Consider the following 19,110-nt stretch of genomic DNA (forward strand, 5'->3'; position numbering starts at 1 on the left):
AGAAATTTATAGTGTCTTTTCAATCTTCAATTTTGGGTAACGGTTCAGGAAAATCCTCAGTTAGTTCATTGTAAAGTTTCGATAGTTCCTCCCTTTTTGAACTTAATCCTTGTGATAAATCTTGGGATTCACTTATGTCATTTTGAACATCGAAAAGTCCGCCTCCCTCCGGTTCGTGATTCTTTTTCTTAACGTTTCTATTCTGATGAAAAACCCATTTGTAATGCCCTTTTCTAATGGCCCAAAAATTTCTGTCGGCTCTCCTGAAAAAAAGAGATGAATGGGCCTGTCCTTTCTTATTTCCTATTAAAAAAGGAATCAAATTAACACCATCTATAATGCGATCATCTGGATTTTGCGCACCCGATAATGCTATGGTCGTACTGAAAATATCCATGGAAGACACAATCAAATCATTATTGATTCCCGGCTTTAATTTACCAGGCCAACTCATTACAAATGGAACTCGGATCCCTCCGTCGTAAACACTGCCTTTTCCACTTCTTAACGGAAGATTTACGCCACCCAAATCTTTTGGTCTGGCAAGGGCAGCACCATTATCGCTTAAATAAAAAATAAGTGTATTTTCTCTTAAGTTATTCTTTTCTAAAGTCTCCATGATTTTACCAACACCATCATCGGCTGCCAGCAACATAGAGATATAGCACAATCTTAGGATATCTTCATCAAGGTCTTCAATTAAAAATTTACCAAAATAGTATTGATCACCTTTCCATTTTTTTGTCTCCTTTTTCATTTTCTCGTAAATGGGAGCCCATTCCGAACGTTCTTGAACAACACGTTCTACAAGTTGCCGGGTTGTTAAAAAAGGAGAGTGTGGGGCATTATAGGCGATGTAAGCAAAAAATGGTGTTTCTTTATTTTTTTCAATGAACGTTATAGCTTCATCAGTGTAAGCATCGGTAATATAGCGGCCGTTTTCGCCGGGGGATTTTAACCCGTTTACCCAACAAGGTGGATCCTGTACAACCTTCATAAAATAGTCTTTATTTTTAGCCATGTCACCATAGTAGTAATCAAACCCCCTGTCTAATGGTTTCGTGCCTGGTTCTTTACCAATGTGCCATTTTCCAAATGCTCCGGAAATATAACCTTGAGATGAAATAGCCTTGGGAATTATAATCTCCGTGGAGTCTACATACCTGTTATTATCCTCTACCCCAAATCTGCTCGAGCTTCTTCCGGTAAGTAATGAGGCACGAGAGGGACTGCATGTTGAAAAAGCGACATATCCATTTTTGAAAACAATTCCTGATCGCGCCAGTTTATCCAAATTAGGTGTTAAGACTTGTGATGACGCGGGTAAGTTTTGAAATCCCACATCAGCATAACCTTGATCGTCTGTAATTATAACAATAACATTGGGTTTCTCTTTTACCGCTTGAGCAATTAACCTCTGGGTTATACCTGTTCCGAACCAAAACAGATTGGTCAAAAGAAACAGGATTGCATGTTGCTTTTTCATTTTTTCAGATATATTAAGTTTGAAAACCATGTCTTTAAAAAAACCTCATATTTAGAATCGATTAATTAGTCCTTCAACAAAAACAGCGCATCTAATGCCGGTATGCTCACTGAAGTAATATCATCTATATTTAAATCTTTATTTTTGTTTGAAGAAGTATCCAGTCTTTTGAATTTAGATTTATTATTTACCACTTGACTCAGATCAATATGGATGTTTTCTAATGAAGGATTTACGATAATAACCCCTTTTTCAAAAACTCTTGAAATCACACAGGGCGAATTAAATACTTGCAAATTCCTTATCGCGAAAGCACCTTGTTCCTCTACCTCCAAAGTCATTTTTAGATCAGCTCCTCCAACGTTTCTGAAATAAAACATGAGTGGTGTATAACCGTCAACTCCCATAAATCCAGACAGATTATTGTATAGGAGATGGCCCCTCATAGGCTCTTCAGGATAATCTGGAAGACCTTCCATTTTTATATTGATCTTTCGAGGTACAAGGCTGCCTTTTTCAAGATCTATAAAAGCTTCCATTGCCTTAGCCTCTAGAAAGATGATTATATCACCGGACTCTACCTTCAGATCGGGCCCGGGAATAACCATATTTTCATGACGATCTTCTTTATTTCCTTTTATTATTAATTGGTTATCTTCTATACGATGCGAATGATTTTTTAAATCAAACTTTTGAACCAGATCAGCACTCATGGATAAGCCATCGCCCAAAAGCAAATCTTCCTGATCCCCAAGTATATATTTCATGGGTCCTTTTGGTTGCCCCAACCAATTCGGTTGATTTAGTTTACCACCAAGTATCTCCGGTATATTTAGGTTTGGAGCGGGAGAATAAGCCACTCCCAGGCAACTAGCTAACCCTAATCCCATGCGCCTTAATTGGTCAGAGATCATTTCATCAGCCGGGTTTCTAAGCTTTGCGGTGATGTAACTAAATTTATATTTGGTGGTATTATGTAAATTCCAGTAGGTATGTTGATTTATTGTCCTTGATATTTGTCTGAATCCATCATTCCAACGGCATAAACCTTCCGTTTCCATACCATTTAAAATACCTACGGCCCGTTGCATATTATCATTCCATCCGTCAGAAGTAATGATAAATTCAGGTCCAAATACGTTTCGAATTTTCTGCAAAAAATTAAGATCACCTTCCTTCCAAATATTTATTCCATCAACGAATCCATTATCAATTTTCCCGTCATTATTACAGTCCCATGTTTTATGTTTTACGACGAAATAATTAACGTCGAAACCAACGCCGTCAAAGTTTTCCAGTATGCCACCCTTTCCAAACCAATCTTGCATTTCGCCTACAAAAATATCAGCTGCAGAATGACCATTTTTATCTCTTGGACAAGTGGATGATAAATTATAGTAATACATCAGGTTTCCACCCCAAATATCTCCAGCAATCGGAGCGATATAAGTATTCTCCATACTAAACTCCCGAGCCATACTACCATGTTGTCCCCGCTTGATTTTGATTTGATTTTTTGCCTGGTCAATGTTTATTATTGAGGCAAATTCCGATTGGCCCCAGAGTCGCTTCCCGTTTTTATCTACTTTTACTAAAAGGATGTCATGCGGTCTAAATGCAACACCAATATCCTTACCATGAACAGTGTAAGCCTTTAGTGAAAAAGTAGATACATCCTCTAAGGTGATTATATTTTGGTTTTTACTAATATCCTGTACCGGTATACTTCCCTTCTCATAAACCCAATGACCCGGGAAATAAGTTTTAAACGTAACGTCATCATTTACCGATCTTGCTTCTCCGTTCAAGTGAACAAGCATCAGTTTTTCAGGGTGATCTTTGGCATAGGTGTTTGCCCATTCTGAAGCCATTAACGGCATATTTACTTCCTCTTGTAAATACTTTTTTGTTATGCCATTAAAATGCATATGCGCTTTTTCCCAATGGCTGAAATTTAAATTCAAAAGCCATTTATCATTTCGAAAGGACAGCGTTTTTGGATAACCAGATTCGAAAACTTCCTTTCCTGAAAGGGATCTTTCCGTATTGGATTCCTGGGCTGAAACATTTGCTTTATTTAGAAGTACCCATAGTAAAACAAAGAAAAATACTATATTTCTCATTCTGAATTTAGATAGATGAAGGTTAAAAAAGGATTAGTGATCATAAACAGGAACGGCTCGTTTTTCCCATTTTTCAAGCTTTCTTTTTAGTTTTTTTTCAATTGCTAAACCTTTTCCAATCAGGTTGTTCTTCTCGGAAATATCCGTAACGACATTAAATAATTTGAAAGAGCCACTTCTATATTTAATCAGCTTCCAAGCACCAGACATGATTGCTGCGTATTGATCTTCATAACTTCGATAAAAAAATAAATCCCTTGATTTCAGTTTTTCCCCGTCTATCTCAGGCATAAGACTTACACCCTGGATGCCGTGAGGTTTATAGTTACCTTTAGAAGCTATTTCAGCAATTGTTGGTAAAACATCTATCGTTTGAATAGGTGTATCAGATTCTGAACCCGGAGTTGTTACACCCGGATAGTAAATTATAAATGGAACTCTGGCGCCTCCTTCCCCTAAGGTATTTCCGCCAATTTTACCACCTGATAAAGGCGCATTGCTATAAAAGCCACCTTGATCAGATATTAGTAACACTACTGTGTTTTTTTCAATTCCCTTATTTTTTAGCTCTGTTCTTATTCTTCCTAAAGATTCATCAACGGATGCAACCATAGCAGCATATACAGCATCTTCCTGAGAATACCCTTTATTTAGGAATTTATTAACCAGGTCTTTCCTGCCAACATGTGGCGAATGTACATTATAATACCAAAGTGACATCATAAAGGGTTGCTCTCGATCATATTGATCAATAAAATCAACCGCCTTATCAGTTAGGACATCTGTAAGATATTCGTTTGTGTAATCTTCTAACAGGTCATCCTTAAAAAAGTCCGGATAATAACTTTTTGGATGCCCCCAATTACCTGTTCCGAACATGTCATCAAAACCTTGATAAATAGGATAATATGGCTGATGTCCTAAATGCCATTTACCAATGAACATGTTATAATAACCTTGACCTTTCAAAACCTCAGCATAAGTAACCTCCTCAAGAGGAAGCCAATTTATAGAAGGCATATGAGCCGGATCAGTTTTCCAGTAATTATACTTCTCATCATTAGTACCATCTTTATTTTTTTGTTCAATGTGGCGTGGCATTTCTAACCGGATAGCTTCCTTCCCTGTTAGTAAACTTGCCCTACTCGGACTGCAGGTAGGCGTAGGAACATAGGCTCTGGTGAACTCCATTCCATCTTTTTTCAATTGATCGATGTTTGGCGTTAAAAATTTATCATTTCTATATCCCAGATCGGACCAGCCCCAATCATCTACAAAAACTAAGACAAAATTAGGTTTTGACTGTGCTGCCAGATTTGAAAACACCAGAATATTAATAATAATGGTAAATACGAATTTTGACTTCATTTTAATTCCTTTAATATAAAGAGCTATGCCAGATTCTAAATAAGTCACTAACATAGCTCTTATCACCCAATATAAGAATAATTACTATTCTAGTATCCAGGATTTTGTACGAGATTTGAATTCAAATCTATTTGTTGTAACGGTATTGGAAACCAAACCTTTTCTGATCTCCAGTTTTGTTGTAACAAGGTTACATCACCATTATAAAATCCATTATTCGGATCTAGAGCATTTACGGTCTCATCATAAATATTAAAACGAGCCAAATCTATTCTGCGCCAAATTTCAAAACAAAGTTCTCTTGAGCGTTCCTCCTGTAATTCTTTAACAAAATCTGCATTAAAATAGGCGGTGTTTAAATCGTCAACGGTAGCCGGGGATATCACCGAACGCTGACGAAGTTCCGTCAAAACATCTCGTGCTCCGGGCTCGTCCCCTGTAAAATACAAGGCCTCAGCTCGTAGTAAGAGAATATCGCCATATCGCAACAATGGGAAAGATAGTCCGGTTGCCCATGGCGCAAATGATTTTTGAGCGGGATCTACCATGCGGTACTTACCTACACTCATTAATCCGGAACCTTTTCCCGGAAGTGGTCTGGGCTGATAATATCTCACTCCATCAATCTCTATAACATCAAGGATACTAGGGTTTCCTCCCAGGTTTCCTGAAACATTTTGACTGAAACGGAAATCATTTCCATTGTATAGGTCATACAACTCTCCAGTAGGGCGTGTCCAACCGGAACCACCTCCAACTGTTCTTGCATTTCCTTGAGGAATAAAGTTGTTTACTACAATAGTAATAACCTGTTGCGATGCATCCGATGATCCTTCTGCTGATAACATGACTTCTTCATATTGCGCGGTTTTTGTTGATGCTCTGAACAGACGGTCATAATTTGGAGTTAGTATATAACCACTATTATTTACAATATCTTCTGAGATATTTACAGCGCTGGTATAACTTGCATTGGCATCAACCCAATCAAAACTATTTGGGGCATAACCAAAATCACTTAAACCATTTGATTTCATGCTAGCCAGATAAGTATGAACCTTTACCAAAAGTCCGGCCGCCGTCCATTTGTTTACACTAGTTGCCAATGGGCCTCTATCGGCACAATTTTGATAAGCGAACTCATAATCAGAAATAATTTGGGCATAAACTTCCTGAACAGATTGTCTGCCTTTTGTAGGATCTTCATCAGTTCTGGTATAAACGGGAATGGCGCCATGCATCATAGAAAGCATCATGTGGAAAAAGCCTCTTAAAAGTTTCGCTTCTCCCTCAATTTGTGCTTTTCGGTTACCACCAAAATCTTCATCCGGGATTTTTGGTAAATTTTCTAAAAGACTATTTGCACGTCCAATACCGGCGTACATAAAAAACCAGGCATTATTTATTTCAGGATCCTGACTTGTAAACGCCGCTGTTCCGAAGTTCGCGCCTCTTCGATTAGCGAATCTTGAGGGAACAACACCCTCTCCTGTGGCTCCCACTAACATCTCAAAAAGATCTCTTCTGAATGCTGAAGCATTACCTGCTCCCTGAATACTACCTGCGGTGAGCGTATTATAAATACCAACCAGGGCTATTTCCGCATCGTTTGCAGTTTTATAAAAATTTTCCGGTGCCGTAAAAGAATATGGCGTGGGCTCCAGTGTATCATTACAGGACAAAGCTGCCAGTAACAACACTAGAATTGATATGTTTTTAATATAATTTTTCATAATGAATATTATTAAAATGTTGCTTTAAGACTTAAGGTAAAATTCTTCGCTCTTGGATAAGCAATACGATCAAATCCTGAAAGTAAAGGATTATTAAAATTAACCTCAGGATCCCACCCGGTATACTTGGTCCAGGTTGCTAAATTATTTCCAATAAGATTAAACCTAAGAGAATTAAACCCTAATTTATTTGAAATATCTTTAGGGAGGTTGTACCCTAAAGAAACGGTTCTAAGTCTTAAATAAGACCCGTCTTCCACATAATAAGAAGAGGCAATTTGTTGATCTATAGAACCATAGGAAGGATATTGGTTACTAGGGTTTTCCGGGGTCCAGTGATTTTCAAAATAATCCTGAGTAATGTTCATCCATGGTGCAACGCCATTTAATCTCACTTTTGAGGCGTTATAGAGGTCATTTCCATAAGACCACTGAAAAAATACGGATAAATCCCAACGCTTGTATTTGAAGGTGTTATTTATACCTCCAAAATGTACCGGGTTGCTATTACCTATAACTTTTCGATCCTCATCGTTAATAAAGCCGTCACCATTAACATCTTCATATTTCATTCTTCCCGGAAGAGCCGTTCCTGAATAAACAGGAAGTCCATCCTTCAAAACAAAGGTTCTATCTTCAAAGGGAATGCTTGGATCGCTATTATTTTCCCAGGTGAAGTCATCAATTTGATAAATTCCATCAAATACATAGCCATACATCGTTCCTATAGGCTGCCCAAGAATAACTCTACCTACATTAGATTGCCAACCACCACCAGTTGTTACCGGGATAAATTCAGCACCTCCAAGATCTTTCACCTCATTTCTGTTAAATGAAATATTAAAATCGGTTTTCCAGGTAAAAGGGCCTTTGTCTATATTATATGAAGTAATTTGTAATTCCAATCCATTGTTATCAATCCTTCCAATGTTTTGCCATTGGGAATTGAATCCACTTTGGGACGGAATCGGAGCATTTAATAGCAGATCCGTTGTTATCTTTTTATAAATGTCGGCACTTAATGTTAAACGACTATTAAAAAGCCCCAGATCGATACCGGCGTTATACTGATTTGTCACCTCCCACTTCAAATCCGGATTGGGTAGTGAAGATGGCGCAAGACCAAAAATAAGGTTATTATTACTCGCATAGAAAGCCGGATCTAATTGAGCCAAATAGGTATATGGTGGGATTCGCTCATTACCTGTGGCGCCATAACTTAGTCGGAGCTTCAAATTGGAAATAGGTTCAATCCCTTTCATAAATTCCTCGTCAGACACTTTCCAACCTAGAGCTGCAGATGGAAAATAACCCCATCTGTTACCTGCACCAAATTTATCAGAACCATCAGCTCTTAAACTCGCGGTTAATAAGTATCTATCGAATAGTGCGTAATTAACCCGTCCTAAATAAGATAGTCTGTTCGTACTCCATCTTTGGGTACTATATTCACTAACTGAGGTTCCTATACTGATATTATTTACCCCGGTAGTCTGATTTTCAAAACCAATAACTTCATTTAAGAAGTCTTCGAAGTTATAATGAAAAATCTCAAATGCAGCCATCGCATCAATTTTGTGCGCCGAACCAAAGGTTTTGTTAAAGTGTAGCTGCGAAGAGTGGTTGATGGAATACGTATTAACTTCTTTCACTCTGGCGCGACCATTCTGTAATCTACCCCAACCGGTATTCGAGCTGTAAAACTCTTTTACTTTTGAATGGCTTATATTACCTCCCGTTACAGCGGTATATTTAAAAGCATCAGATATCTTATAATCTAGATTCATGTTTGCGAATATTCTGGAGATATTTGTTGATTTATCAGATTCCTGAATTAACTGAAGTGGACTTATATAAGCATCATCGGTAAGATCTACATCTTCTGTTTGAATATTCCAGGGATTTCCCATCAGAAGCTGTTGTGTAACTCCGGTAAAACTTGTGGGTCCTCCACTATTGGCGATACCTTCTAGCACAGAGTAAGAGGCATTGGAATTAAACGCAAGCGATAGTCTTTCATTAACATCACTTTGGATTCTTAATCTTAAGTTATATTGATCATAATCGTTATTAACCACAAGGCCTTCTTGATTAAGGTATCCCAAACCAGCAGAATAGTTGGTTTGTTTATTACCCCCTCTTATAGATATTTGATGCTGCTGTGTAACTGCCGTTCGTAAACCTTCATCCTGCCAATCGTAGGAACGTAATTCATCAAAGTTTCTGGGAGTCTCAAAAACACCGTCGTTATTGGTATCCTGATTAAGGAACTGCGTATTCCCTCTTTCTTCTTGATAGATCAGATAATCCTGGGCAGATAACACGGGCATTTTCTTGATCACATTTGAAATTCCAATATTATAGGTGTAATCGGCATTTAAACGCCCGTCAGAACCTGTTTTGGTAGTAATAATAACGACACCATTGGCTCCTCTGGATCCGTATATTGCAGTAGCAGAAGCATCTTTTAACACCTCGATAGACTCAATATCAGCAGGATTAATACCTGTTAATGGATTGATTCTGGACTGAGAAGAGCCTGTAGTTGCTACCTCATCATAATTCACGTCAATTTGCACTCCGTCTATCACAAAAAGCGGCGACGAGGTACCATTGATAGAAGTCTGACCTCGAACAATTAAATTAGTTCCACCACCCGGCTGACCCGAATCTGAGGATATTTGAACTCCGGCCATTCTACCTTGCATGGCAGCAAAAACATCAGTGCTTTGCGATTCCATAAGGGTTTCAGATTTAACACCCGATAAAGATCCCGTTAAATCACTCCGCTTCTGGGTTCCGTAACCAATGATTACGACTTCGTCTAGCTTGCCAACGTCAACTTTTAGATTGATCTCAAGATTAGACCCTGCTTTAACTTCCATGGTTTGATAACCTGTATAGGAAATCACAAGCATAACATCCTGGTCTTTTACGGAAAGTTGAAACGACCCATCCATACCAGTAATTGTTCCATTATTGGTTCCTTTAACCAATACTGTGGCCCCTAACAGAGGTTCCCCTGTTTCATTATCCTTCACCACGCCACTTACTTCAACCTGAGCCAAAGCAAAATTAACCGTAGTAAGGGTAAATAGCATTAATAATAGTTTGATTCTCATAATCTTGGTTTAATTTAGTTAGTATAAAGTGTAATTTAGTTAGTTTGTTATTTTTGTATTAATTGGTATTGATAGAGAGATCTGTATACGCCCCTGACAATAATTTATACGTATTATCTTTTATGGTGACGTTGTTACAGTGATGAATACTTAGGTTTGGCTCATCCGGGAAGATGGGTTCATAGGCATCAGTTTGTATGACTTTATTTGATTCAAAAGTTAATCCGTCTACGGATTCTGCACTCAATACAGGCGAATCAAAGGTGTAAAACTCATTATTTTTTATGAGTATATCCTTGTGGTAATATCTCTGATCTACAATTTCATTGAGTTCAGGATCAATAAGGATTATCGCTTGTTTATTTCCTCCGTGTAAATTATTCACAAACTGGTTTTTTTCAATAACAAGGTTGTCAACAGGGCCGGATTCATTCCATAATTTTAGGTCACCCGAAATACGCATACCTGCCATTTGAGAAGAGATAAAATTATTTCGCACCTCTACTTTTCCGGAGGTTGAAATTAAAAATCCTCTTGCTCGATTATTCCTAACCGTATTGTTTTCAATTAAGGCAGAAGCATGCCACGAAACATTGTCAATGCCATCGTAAATACTAGCTATTCCTTTAATCGATTTGTTAAATTTCAGAATTGATACCTTTTCATTAATCCGTTCAACGTTTTCGATAACTAAAATTTCGGATTTACCAAGAAGTGTATTTTGGTCTACAATACGAACACTGTCTCCTGCAGCGGCAAATAAATAATCCTTTTGATGTGGGTGATAAGTTTCGTAAGCAATTTGTTTATCGCTTAAAATCTTTTTAATTCTGGCATAAGTTCCATGTACATTGGTAGCATCATCCAACATGTTTTCAAAAGTGCAATTCCTGATGGTTATCAAGCCTTTGCAATTGCAAAAATGAGTAGCATCAGCATTTGTGGTTACTAATCGCTTGGTTCCTTTTCTTAAAACAACATTGAAACTATCAAGTGTGATATCCATAGAACGTTCTGCAATAAGCCCCATGGCACCGGTGTGATACACATTGATATTTTTGAATAATAAATCTTTTGATTTGAAGATTCGAAATCCAGGACATTCTCTATTGCTAAGATACTCTCCTTTTGAAATGAAGACGGATCCCACAGGAGGAACCATTCTATATTTTGAACTTAGTCGAACGACACTATCATTTAAGACTTTTGCAGGAAAGAAAAAACTATTATCGAAGCCACTATATAATCCATGTTTGTACAAAGGCGCTTTGGTTTTCCGATCCCATATGATGTTCTGACCAAGTCTTTGATAATACTTTTCCTGCTTGGCATACCGGTGTCCAAATTCTTGTTCATAAGGTGAATCTTCTCTTTCAAGGGTTAAATAAATGCGATTATCATCCACCAGATAAGGAGTTTCCATCTTTACATCGAAAGTCATGTCATCAGGATCATTTCCTACTACAGTACCCTGAGCAAAAAATGGTACCTCCCAGTCGATACTCAAATCCGTAACTTTTATATTGCTACTACCTTCAATAATAAATGGTAACATTTTACCGTGAAAAATGAAATCCGATCCTCCACCATCTATATGGAAATCATTAAAATTAAAAAGTGGGAAGGCCGTTCTTTTCAGACCATTGTCGTTATTGGTTATAGCCGTATAAAAATCGGGCGCATAGGTTGGATAAAAATGGTAAGTTCCTTTAGGAAATTTAATACCTGTATAACCTTTTTCTTTGCACTCTTGCAATGCTTTAATTACAATGGGTGTAACATCCTTTACCTCCGATATTCCCGATCCACTCAAATCGAAATATTTGGAAGTTTTATTTTGATCTTCTTTAGTTGAGGGATTCTCACAGCTTAAAAGAAGCATGCCAAACAGGACAATTAAAAATACGGTAACAGGAAAAAATCTTTTCATTTATAAAATTTTATGAAAGCATGGAACATCGCGTAACTTCTAGTTCTCCAAACATATCATTTTATAACTTTGAATCGAAAAACAACTGTAACATAATAATTCAAATTTGTAACACGCTGTGATTATTTACTAGTATGTTACAAATGTGAGTTGATTTGATACGGATTTTCTTATCTGTTTCGGATTAAATGGTTCGATTGATTTACATGGAATTATATGGCATAAAAAATGGCGAAGTATTAAAAAGTTAATACTCCGCCACTCAAATAAAAACAACTCGACTTCTGTTTAGTTTATTTTGAAACCTTCCGGATTCTGTAACAGTTTACTATTGTTAATGGACTGGGCAGGAATCGGTGCAATGTATTGCGCTTCAGTTGGCATTCTTACAAGGGTAACAGGTTCGGACGGATCTCTTTTAGCAGCCATTTCAGCAACTCTCTCCGTGCGCACCAGATCAAACCAGCGTTTATTCTCAGCGGCTAATTCCCAACCTTTTTCATCTACAATCTCATTGGGTGTTGCGGAAGCCACATCAACAGTGCCATTGGCCACATTATATGGTAAGCCCGCAGCGCGACGCTTCACTTCATTTAAAGCTTCAATAGAACTTGAGTTTTCTCCCAGTCTTGCCTGAGCCTCAGCATAAATTAAAAGTACTTCGGCATAACGATACAATTCAACAGGTCTAAAATTTACTGGTCTAATGAATACTGTTAAGTTTTCTGAATATACATATTTTCTGTACATGGGATGGGCACGATCTGAATCCTGCCATGGAATAGTTGCAGGAGTCTTATCGAACATAGCCCCATCCTTAACGCCACGATTTGGAATATCTAACAAGAAGGTATAATCCTTACGAGGCCCCTCAGGGAAATCATAGAAAAATCGTAACTCAGGAAAGCAATCAGAAAAGCCTCTTCCCTGGTGAAAGGTAAATGCAGTTGCCTGGTTCACCCACTTACTTTCATCCGAAGGAACTCTTACGGAAAAAATGGTTTCTTTACTCATAGCGCCGTCAAAAGTCCATAACTGATCAAGGGGCAGAAGGGTGTAATAGCCATAATCAATAATTTCCTTGGCCTTTGTTGCTGCTAAGCTGTACTTAGACTGATCCTTAACCGGCCAGCCCGCCCAGGTTAAATACAGGTCGGCCAATACCGTTTTTGCAAAACCTGCGGATACACGTCCCGTGTCTTCTGTACCGGGGGCTGGTAACGAATTTTCAGCAATCAGTAAATCACTTTCAATTTGTTTATAGTTTTCCACTACAGTTGCACGCTGCTCATCACCCGTGGGTAAATACCCATCCAAAAGAATTGGTACATTACCATAAATTTTTACCAGATTAAGATACGCATGTGCTCTAAACACTCTTGCCTCTCCATCGGCCAATTTCACAAGATTCTCAGGTGCAGTAGACGTTTTTAGTCCTTCTATCAATGTATTGCAAACATAAATGGTATTCCAATAGTTATCCCAGGCAACATTCAGCCAGTTAATATCTGAATTTTCACCACTTCCGTAATCAAATCTATCGAATACCCTTAGTGGCGCTTTATTACCGGCAACCCAGGTGGTGATATCGTCCGCCCCATAAGTGGCGCATCTTAAATAATGTGGATCATTATTGGTGTTAAGTACGGACCTGTATATAGGCGCAATGTTGGCCTTGATATCTGCTTCGGTAGAAATTACCCCAACCTGTAGTAAACTACTTGTGTCCTCTTCCAGGGTTGAGCAGGATATGTTCAAACACATCATCGGCCCAAACAAAAACAATATTTTAATTAAATGTTTCATAGTATTATTTTTTAAAAATTAACATTGATACCAAAGGTAAATGAACGGTTTAACGGATATGAATTGTAATCAATACCTGTATCGGTATCCTGGTTACTTACAGATGCAGTCGCTTCCGGGTCAAATCCAGAATACTTGGTAAGGATAAATAAATTTTCAACACTGGCATAGAGTCTGATACCATCCAAACCTAACTTGTTCAGAAAATTTTTATCCACATTATAGCTCAAGGCAATGTTTTTCATGGTCACGTAAGATCCATCTTCAACAAATTGTGAAGAAAGAATTTCAGTTCCATCTCTTCCCGATGGGATATCACTAGGATTTGTAGGGGTCCATCTATTTCTATAATCTCCATAAACGGCATGGAACTGCTTTGCGCCAAGTGCCATCAATCGGGCACGTTGCAAGTTATAAATGTCGTTGCCGTGGGAACCTGTCATCAAAAAGTTCAAATTCCAATTTTTAAAACTGATATCCCAATTCCAACCCCAGGTATAATCGGGACTGCCATTTCCTATGATTGTAATATCATCGGTTGAAATAATACCGTCACCATTGATATCTTTATATTTTGCCTGGCCCGGAACTTTACCATAGATGGCTGCTTCCGCTTCTTCACCCAATTGATAAACTCCTTCAAAAACATACCCCCTAAAAGAGCTTATAGGTTGCCCCACCTGAACAACCGAAGGGGATACCGGAAAGGTACTTTCTCTAATTTGACTTCCATAGCTTTGAGATTGGAGGTCATCATTTAATGCTAAAACTTTGCTTTTGTTAGCTGAAATACTCAAGGTAGATTTAATATTCCAATCCTCATTTTGTAAAATTCTGGTATCCAAAGTCACTTCGAACCCATTGTTTTCAACTTCTCCGGCATTATCAAAATAACCCTCAGGGCCATAAAATGAAGCAAGCGGGACAAATAACAAAAGATCTGTAGTATTCTTCTTGTAGTAATCAAATGAAAGATTAATGGCCGAATTGAATAAACCCAGATCAAATCCAGCATTAATTTGTTTGGTTTTTTCCCAGGTCAAATCCGGGTTGGCCAGAAGTATTGAGGGTGCAACTCCTCTGGTGTAAATACCATTAAATGGATAATCAACCCCTAGGCCAAGAGTACCCTTGGATCGGGTATCAAAAACTTTAACCCCTTGATTTCCAACTTCACCATAACTAACTCTTAATTTGAGATTATTTATGGCATCTACAGCTTTAAGGAATTCTTCTTCAGACGCTTTCCAGGCAATCGATGCAGATGGAAAATAGCCCCATTTTTCTTTTTGGAAGACGCTTGAACCGTCAGCCCTGAAAGATGCAGTAAACAAATATTTATCCAATAAGGCATAATTGACACGACCCAAAAAGGATTCGAGTTCCCTGTTGCTTTCATCATTGGCAACGGTTTGAACATTTGCTGCACTTACATCCTTATAGGTTACCAAATCCGTAAAAAAATCGGTGGCTGTAATATAAGCCCCATTGGACTTATCAATTACGATTTCGTGAATAGCATCAATTTTTAAACTGTGGTTTTCTCCAATATTTGGAGTATAAGTTAGCCTATTAGTATTGTACAGGTTCGTACCATAAATATTATCAACATCGGCTCTCCCGCCAGGAAGTGATATCAAGGGCTGATAGCGATTGTTATGAATGTCTCTTTTAGTTATACCTCCCGAGGTATTGAATACCAGATTATCCAAAATATCCCAATTGAAATTACCGTTGATACTAATTCGGTCTCGCGTATTTACAAGTACATTATTTTCAGCGGCCACCAATGGGTTGGTATCTGAGGTTGCTAAATTAGAGGCAAAATTATAGTCGCCATTTTCATCAAATGCCGGTGTTGTTGGATCCCAGGCCAATCCCACTCCCAGATCAGCTCTTTCTCCGGTAGTTTTATCTTGGCCAACATTAAAATTCAGTCCAGCTTTTATTTTTTCGGACAATTTTATGTTGAGATTGGATCTTAGATTCAACCGTTTGAACCTTTGATGGTCTACAATGGTTCCTCCTGTCTCATAATAATTACCGGAAATATAATAGTCCGTATTATCATTACCTCCACTTGCAGAAAGCTGAACATTGTTAAAATAGGCCGTTTGAAACAGTCGTTTTTGCCAGTCTTCGCCACCGTTGGCCCTTAAATCGGCAATTTCCTGGGCAGAAAACACCTCTGATCCCTCAGAAAAATTAACTCCCTCTGCAAATTCCGCTGCACTCAACAAATCTAATTTTTGGGTTACGTTGGAGATTCCTGTAAAAACATTCACATTAAATTTAGGCTTCCCTGAGCGCCCTGACTTGGTGGTAATCAAAATGACCCCATTGGCACCTCTGGTTCCATAAATAGCAGTAGATGAGGCGTCTTTAAGGACTTCCATCGACTGGATATCATTCACATTTATGGTGTTAATGTCGGCGAACTGCCCATCAATAACATACAAAGGCTCATTACCTCCGGTGATTGAATTCGCACCTCGTATCCTAATTTTAAAACCGCTTCCGGGTGCGCCCGAATTTTGTGTTACCTGCACTCCTGCCGCCCTACCTTGCAAAGCCTGGCTCACATTATTAAGGGGTTGCTTATCAAAATCCTTAGATGATACGGAAGTTAAAGCTCCTGTTAAATCACTACGCTTTGCTGTACCATAGCCAATAACAACAACCTCACTAAGGGAAGTTGCATCTTCTTGCAAAACGACATTAATAGTTTGGCGATCTCCTACAACCTGTTCCTGAGTTTTGTATCCCACAAAACTAAAAACTAAAATGTCATCAGGTGACGCCGAGATCGCATAGTTACCGTCAAAATCGGTAGCTGCTCCCTGCGTCGTTCCTTTAACAAGAATATTCACTCCGGGAATAGGTTGCCCATCGGAAGAAGTTACATTTCCCTGAACGATATTCTGTCCAGACAACGTTGTAACTCCACATACTATTAAACAAATCATTATGACCTGTTTAATCATTAATTTGGTTTTTTTCATACTTGAAGTTTAGTTAGTTAATATTGAAAAAGTTTTTGTTTTGAAATTTCTTCTTAATCCTTATTTCTAAAAGTAAATTGTACTGTAATAGAAATAGAAACAACATTTGTTGATTACGTAACTAATTGAATAGTTAGTTTTATTAAAAGTTGGTCAATAAAGAAGAAAATCGATGGTTCAAAATCTGTCAATGATCTATATAAAGGTATTATTGAGAACTGAAATGGAATGCTAAAAACTAGCCATTTTTAGTTTGAAAACAGGTCTTTTCTGTTTTTTGGCTATTTTAAGAAGATTTTGGTGTTTGGTCGGAAGAAAAAAGGAGTTGTTAAAAACAAGCTTATGGACTCAAAAAAAGTATTTACACGGAGGTTTTTTTCTTGTTTTCCTATGAAACTAATAAGATTAACGGGTTTTCAGCTATTCCTAATGAATTTCTAAGTAATATTCTATTGAAAAGTTAAAATTTCACCTCTACCAAATGACGAGTTACTTCCTAAAATAAAATGGGTATTGTTGGGTAGAATTTTAAAAGTTGCCTTTGAGGCATGCTGTTCAATCTGACTAATAATTTCTTTATACTTTAAATAATTAGCATCAAAAATTACCTGAACATCATTTTGATAAGCGAATCCTTCTTTATTTAAGATCAACTTGTAATTTAGAACCTTTTGCAGATTATCATTCAGTTTGTTTGAGTGTAATAAATACATTTGTGGTCTTGGTTGGTTCCCCCTTGAAGATCGTCTTGATAACTTAAAACATTTTATGCCTAAAAATACTAGTAGATCCAATAATATATTTCGTTTAAAATGCTTGGTATAAAATATTTTCATGGCACCAAAGAATCGCATCGCATATATAGCATCTTTAATGGTGCTCTCACCTTTGAAATGAAGTACGGTTGTTTTTCCAAAGTAATAATTTTCAAAACCATGTTTCAAGCTACAATAAGACAAATCGATATCTTCGCCGTACATAAAATACTGCTCATCAAAACCTCCTATGGTATGAAAAACATTTCGTTTTAAGATCATGAAAGCTCCGGTCAAAACATCAACTTTTTGGATGGCATGTTCTTCAATTTGGGTGGCATAATAATGTTTTGAAAACCCTAAAAGTTTTTTAAAGGCAGTACCAATTTTGGGAATATTTCGTTTACTTTCGGGAAGAAAATTTCCTGAGCCGTCAATAAGTTTACACCCCAAAATCCCAAGATTTCTTTTTTGTTCGGCAAATTCAAGAAGTTTTTCAAAGGTATCTTCTGCTACGACGGTATCCGGGTTTAAAAAACACAAATAGTCGCCACTGGCTTTGGCTACCCCTATATTGTTTCCCTTTGAAAACCCATAATTTACATCATTTTGAATAAGCGTAATTTCAGGAAATAAAGTCTTCACCATGGCACAACTATCATCCGTTGAATAATTATCAACCACAATAATTTCAGCATTAAGTTGTTTTGTGGCAGCCTGAACACTTTTTAGACATAGTTCTAAAAAATAGCGTACGTTGTAGTTTAATATGATTATGGATAGTTTCAAGTTTCGAATTTAAAATAAATTCGGAGCGGAGACTTATTGCAAAATTACTTTAAGTCCCACTCCGAATGGCTAATAATCAATTCTTAAGGAGGAATTGGTTTCTTTAATTTAGTCTTTAATTATTTTAAATGAGCCAACAGCATCTTCAATAAAAACTCTCATAACATAAATCCCTTTAGAAAGGCTAGACACGTTAACCTGAGTATTGCTACGGTCAATTCTTCTATTCAAAACTTGTTGACCAACAAGATTATAAATTTCAAATTTATTAATGTTTTTAGAAGCTGATATAGTCACAAAATCTTTTGCAGGATTTGGAAACGATTTAAAATCATATTTTACTAAATCATCAACTGATAAGCTATTATCTTCTACGACTGACACATCATCCAGAAAGTGAAATTGGTTACCATTAGGAAGAAAATAAGTAAACCTAACTTGAGTGATACCAGAAGCCGCGGGTATCGTAAATGAAAATTTTGCCTCCTGCCAACTTGATGCTGATCCTGAATTATCTAAAATTTCGCACCCATAATCTGTATTGTTTAAGGCATTAGCACCATTATCTGCAACGATTGGTGTTAAAGGTAAATTGCCATTTTCAGTACCCCCTGTTAAATCAGTAATAACAGCAGAAGTAGCCGTATTCAGTTTTGTTCCTGTAAACCAAAATTGAACAACATAAGTTGATCCCTCAGTTACCGGTACAACCTGACGTAGGGCGGATCCACCGGTTTTTACATGACCTGCAAAGGTTCCTCCATGAGTAGCAGTTAAGGTATATCCAAATCCACTGTAAACTTGTCCAGCTGACGCAATCGCTGTATTATAACTGTACTCTACCCCTGTGCTACTGTTACCCCAACCGTCATTTACATTTCCTGCTTCGAAATTGCCATTCACTATTAGGTTTTGTGCAAAACCAAATGTAATGCTTAATAATGTTATTAAACAAGTAGTTAAAAATGTAATTTTTTGTTTCATAATTGTTGGTAT

General features: G+C 37.5%; 10 protein-coding genes. All 10 read right to left on the minus strand.

Annotated elements, in window-relative coordinates; translation table 11 throughout:
* Window positions 1-19 precede the first annotated feature (19 nt).
* A complete protein-coding gene (locus ABD682_RS13260; RefSeq protein ID WP_344742012.1) occupies window positions 20-1,486 on the minus strand; it encodes a sulfatase-like hydrolase/transferase in 1,467 nt (488 codons plus the stop codon).
* 65 nt (window positions 1,487-1,551) lie between these two features.
* Window positions 1,552-3,609: a hypothetical protein gene (locus ABD682_RS13265; RefSeq protein ID WP_344742013.1), complete on the minus strand. Its 2,058-nt coding sequence runs from the start codon at window positions 3,607-3,609 to the stop codon at window positions 1,552-1,554.
* 33 nt (window positions 3,610-3,642) lie between these two features.
* On the minus strand, window positions 3,643-4,977 hold the full coding sequence (locus ABD682_RS13270) for a sulfatase (protein WP_344742015.1): 1,335 nt from the start codon (window positions 4,975-4,977) through the stop codon (window positions 3,643-3,645).
* A gap of 89 nt (window positions 4,978-5,066) precedes the next feature.
* Complete coding sequence (locus ABD682_RS13275) at window positions 5,067-6,710, minus strand: RagB/SusD family nutrient uptake outer membrane protein (RefSeq protein WP_344742016.1); 1,644 nt, start codon at window positions 6,708-6,710, stop codon at window positions 5,067-5,069.
* A gap of 11 nt (window positions 6,711-6,721) precedes the next feature.
* Window positions 6,722-9,832: a SusC/RagA family TonB-linked outer membrane protein gene (locus ABD682_RS13280; RefSeq protein ID WP_344742017.1), complete on the minus strand. Its 3,111-nt coding sequence runs from the start codon at window positions 9,830-9,832 to the stop codon at window positions 6,722-6,724.
* Window positions 9,833-9,890: 58 nt separating this feature from the next.
* Window positions 9,891-11,762, minus strand: coding sequence for a right-handed parallel beta-helix repeat-containing protein (locus ABD682_RS13285; RefSeq protein ID WP_344742018.1), 1,872 nt, complete (start codon window positions 11,760-11,762; stop codon window positions 9,891-9,893).
* 288 nt (window positions 11,763-12,050) lie between these two features.
* Entirely contained in the window at window positions 12,051-13,568 is a 1,518-nt protein-coding gene (locus tag ABD682_RS13290; protein ID WP_344742019.1) for a RagB/SusD family nutrient uptake outer membrane protein, read from the minus strand.
* 11 nt (window positions 13,569-13,579) lie between these two features.
* Entirely contained in the window at window positions 13,580-16,534 is a 2,955-nt protein-coding gene (locus ABD682_RS13295) for a SusC/RagA family TonB-linked outer membrane protein (RefSeq protein WP_344742020.1), read from the minus strand.
* A 485-nt stretch (window positions 16,535-17,019) separates the two neighbouring features.
* On the minus strand, window positions 17,020-18,114 hold the full coding sequence (locus ABD682_RS13300) for a glycosyltransferase family 2 protein (RefSeq protein WP_344742021.1): 1,095 nt from the start codon (window positions 18,112-18,114) through the stop codon (window positions 17,020-17,022).
* Window positions 18,115-18,222: 108 nt separating this feature from the next.
* The gene (locus ABD682_RS13305) at window positions 18,223-19,098 is read right to left on the minus strand and encodes a T9SS type A sorting domain-containing protein (RefSeq protein WP_344742022.1); all 876 of its coding nucleotides are present in this window, start codon (window positions 19,096-19,098) and stop codon (window positions 18,223-18,225) included.
* Window positions 19,099-19,110 lie beyond the last annotated feature (12 nt).

The organism is Gaetbulibacter aestuarii (assembly GCF_039537665.1).
Taxonomy (GTDB): Bacteria; Bacteroidota; Bacteroidia; order Flavobacteriales; family Flavobacteriaceae; genus Gaetbulibacter_A; species Gaetbulibacter_A aestuarii.

Bases quoted from the DNA above. Each gene is read 5' to 3' on its own strand.
- ABD682_RS13260 (WP_344742012.1), bottom strand. From the start codon at position 1,486: ATGAAAAAGCAACATGCAATCCTGTTTCTTTTGACCAATCTGTTTTGG.
- ABD682_RS13265 (WP_344742013.1), bottom strand. From the start codon at position 3,609: ATGAGAAATATAGTATTTTTCTTTGTTTTACTATGGGTACTTCTAAAT.
- ABD682_RS13270 (WP_344742015.1), bottom strand. From the start codon at position 4,977: ATGAAGTCAAAATTCGTATTTACCATTATTATTAATATTCTGGTGTTT.
- ABD682_RS13275 (WP_344742016.1), bottom strand. From the start codon at position 6,710: ATGAAAAATTATATTAAAAACATATCAATTCTAGTGTTGTTACTGGCA.
- ABD682_RS13280 (WP_344742017.1), bottom strand. From the start codon at position 9,832: ATGAGAATCAAACTATTATTAATGCTATTTACCCTTACTACGGTTAAT.
- ABD682_RS13285 (WP_344742018.1), bottom strand. From the start codon at position 11,762: ATGAAAAGATTTTTTCCTGTTACCGTATTTTTAATTGTCCTGTTTGGC.
- ABD682_RS13290 (WP_344742019.1), bottom strand. From the start codon at position 13,568: ATGAAACATTTAATTAAAATATTGTTTTTGTTTGGGCCGATGATGTGT.
- ABD682_RS13295 (WP_344742020.1), bottom strand. From the start codon at position 16,534: ATGATTTGTTTAATAGTATGTGGAGTTACAACGTTGTCTGGACAGAAT.
- ABD682_RS13305 (WP_344742022.1), bottom strand. From the start codon at position 19,098: ATGAAACAAAAAATTACATTTTTAACTACTTGTTTAATAACATTATTA.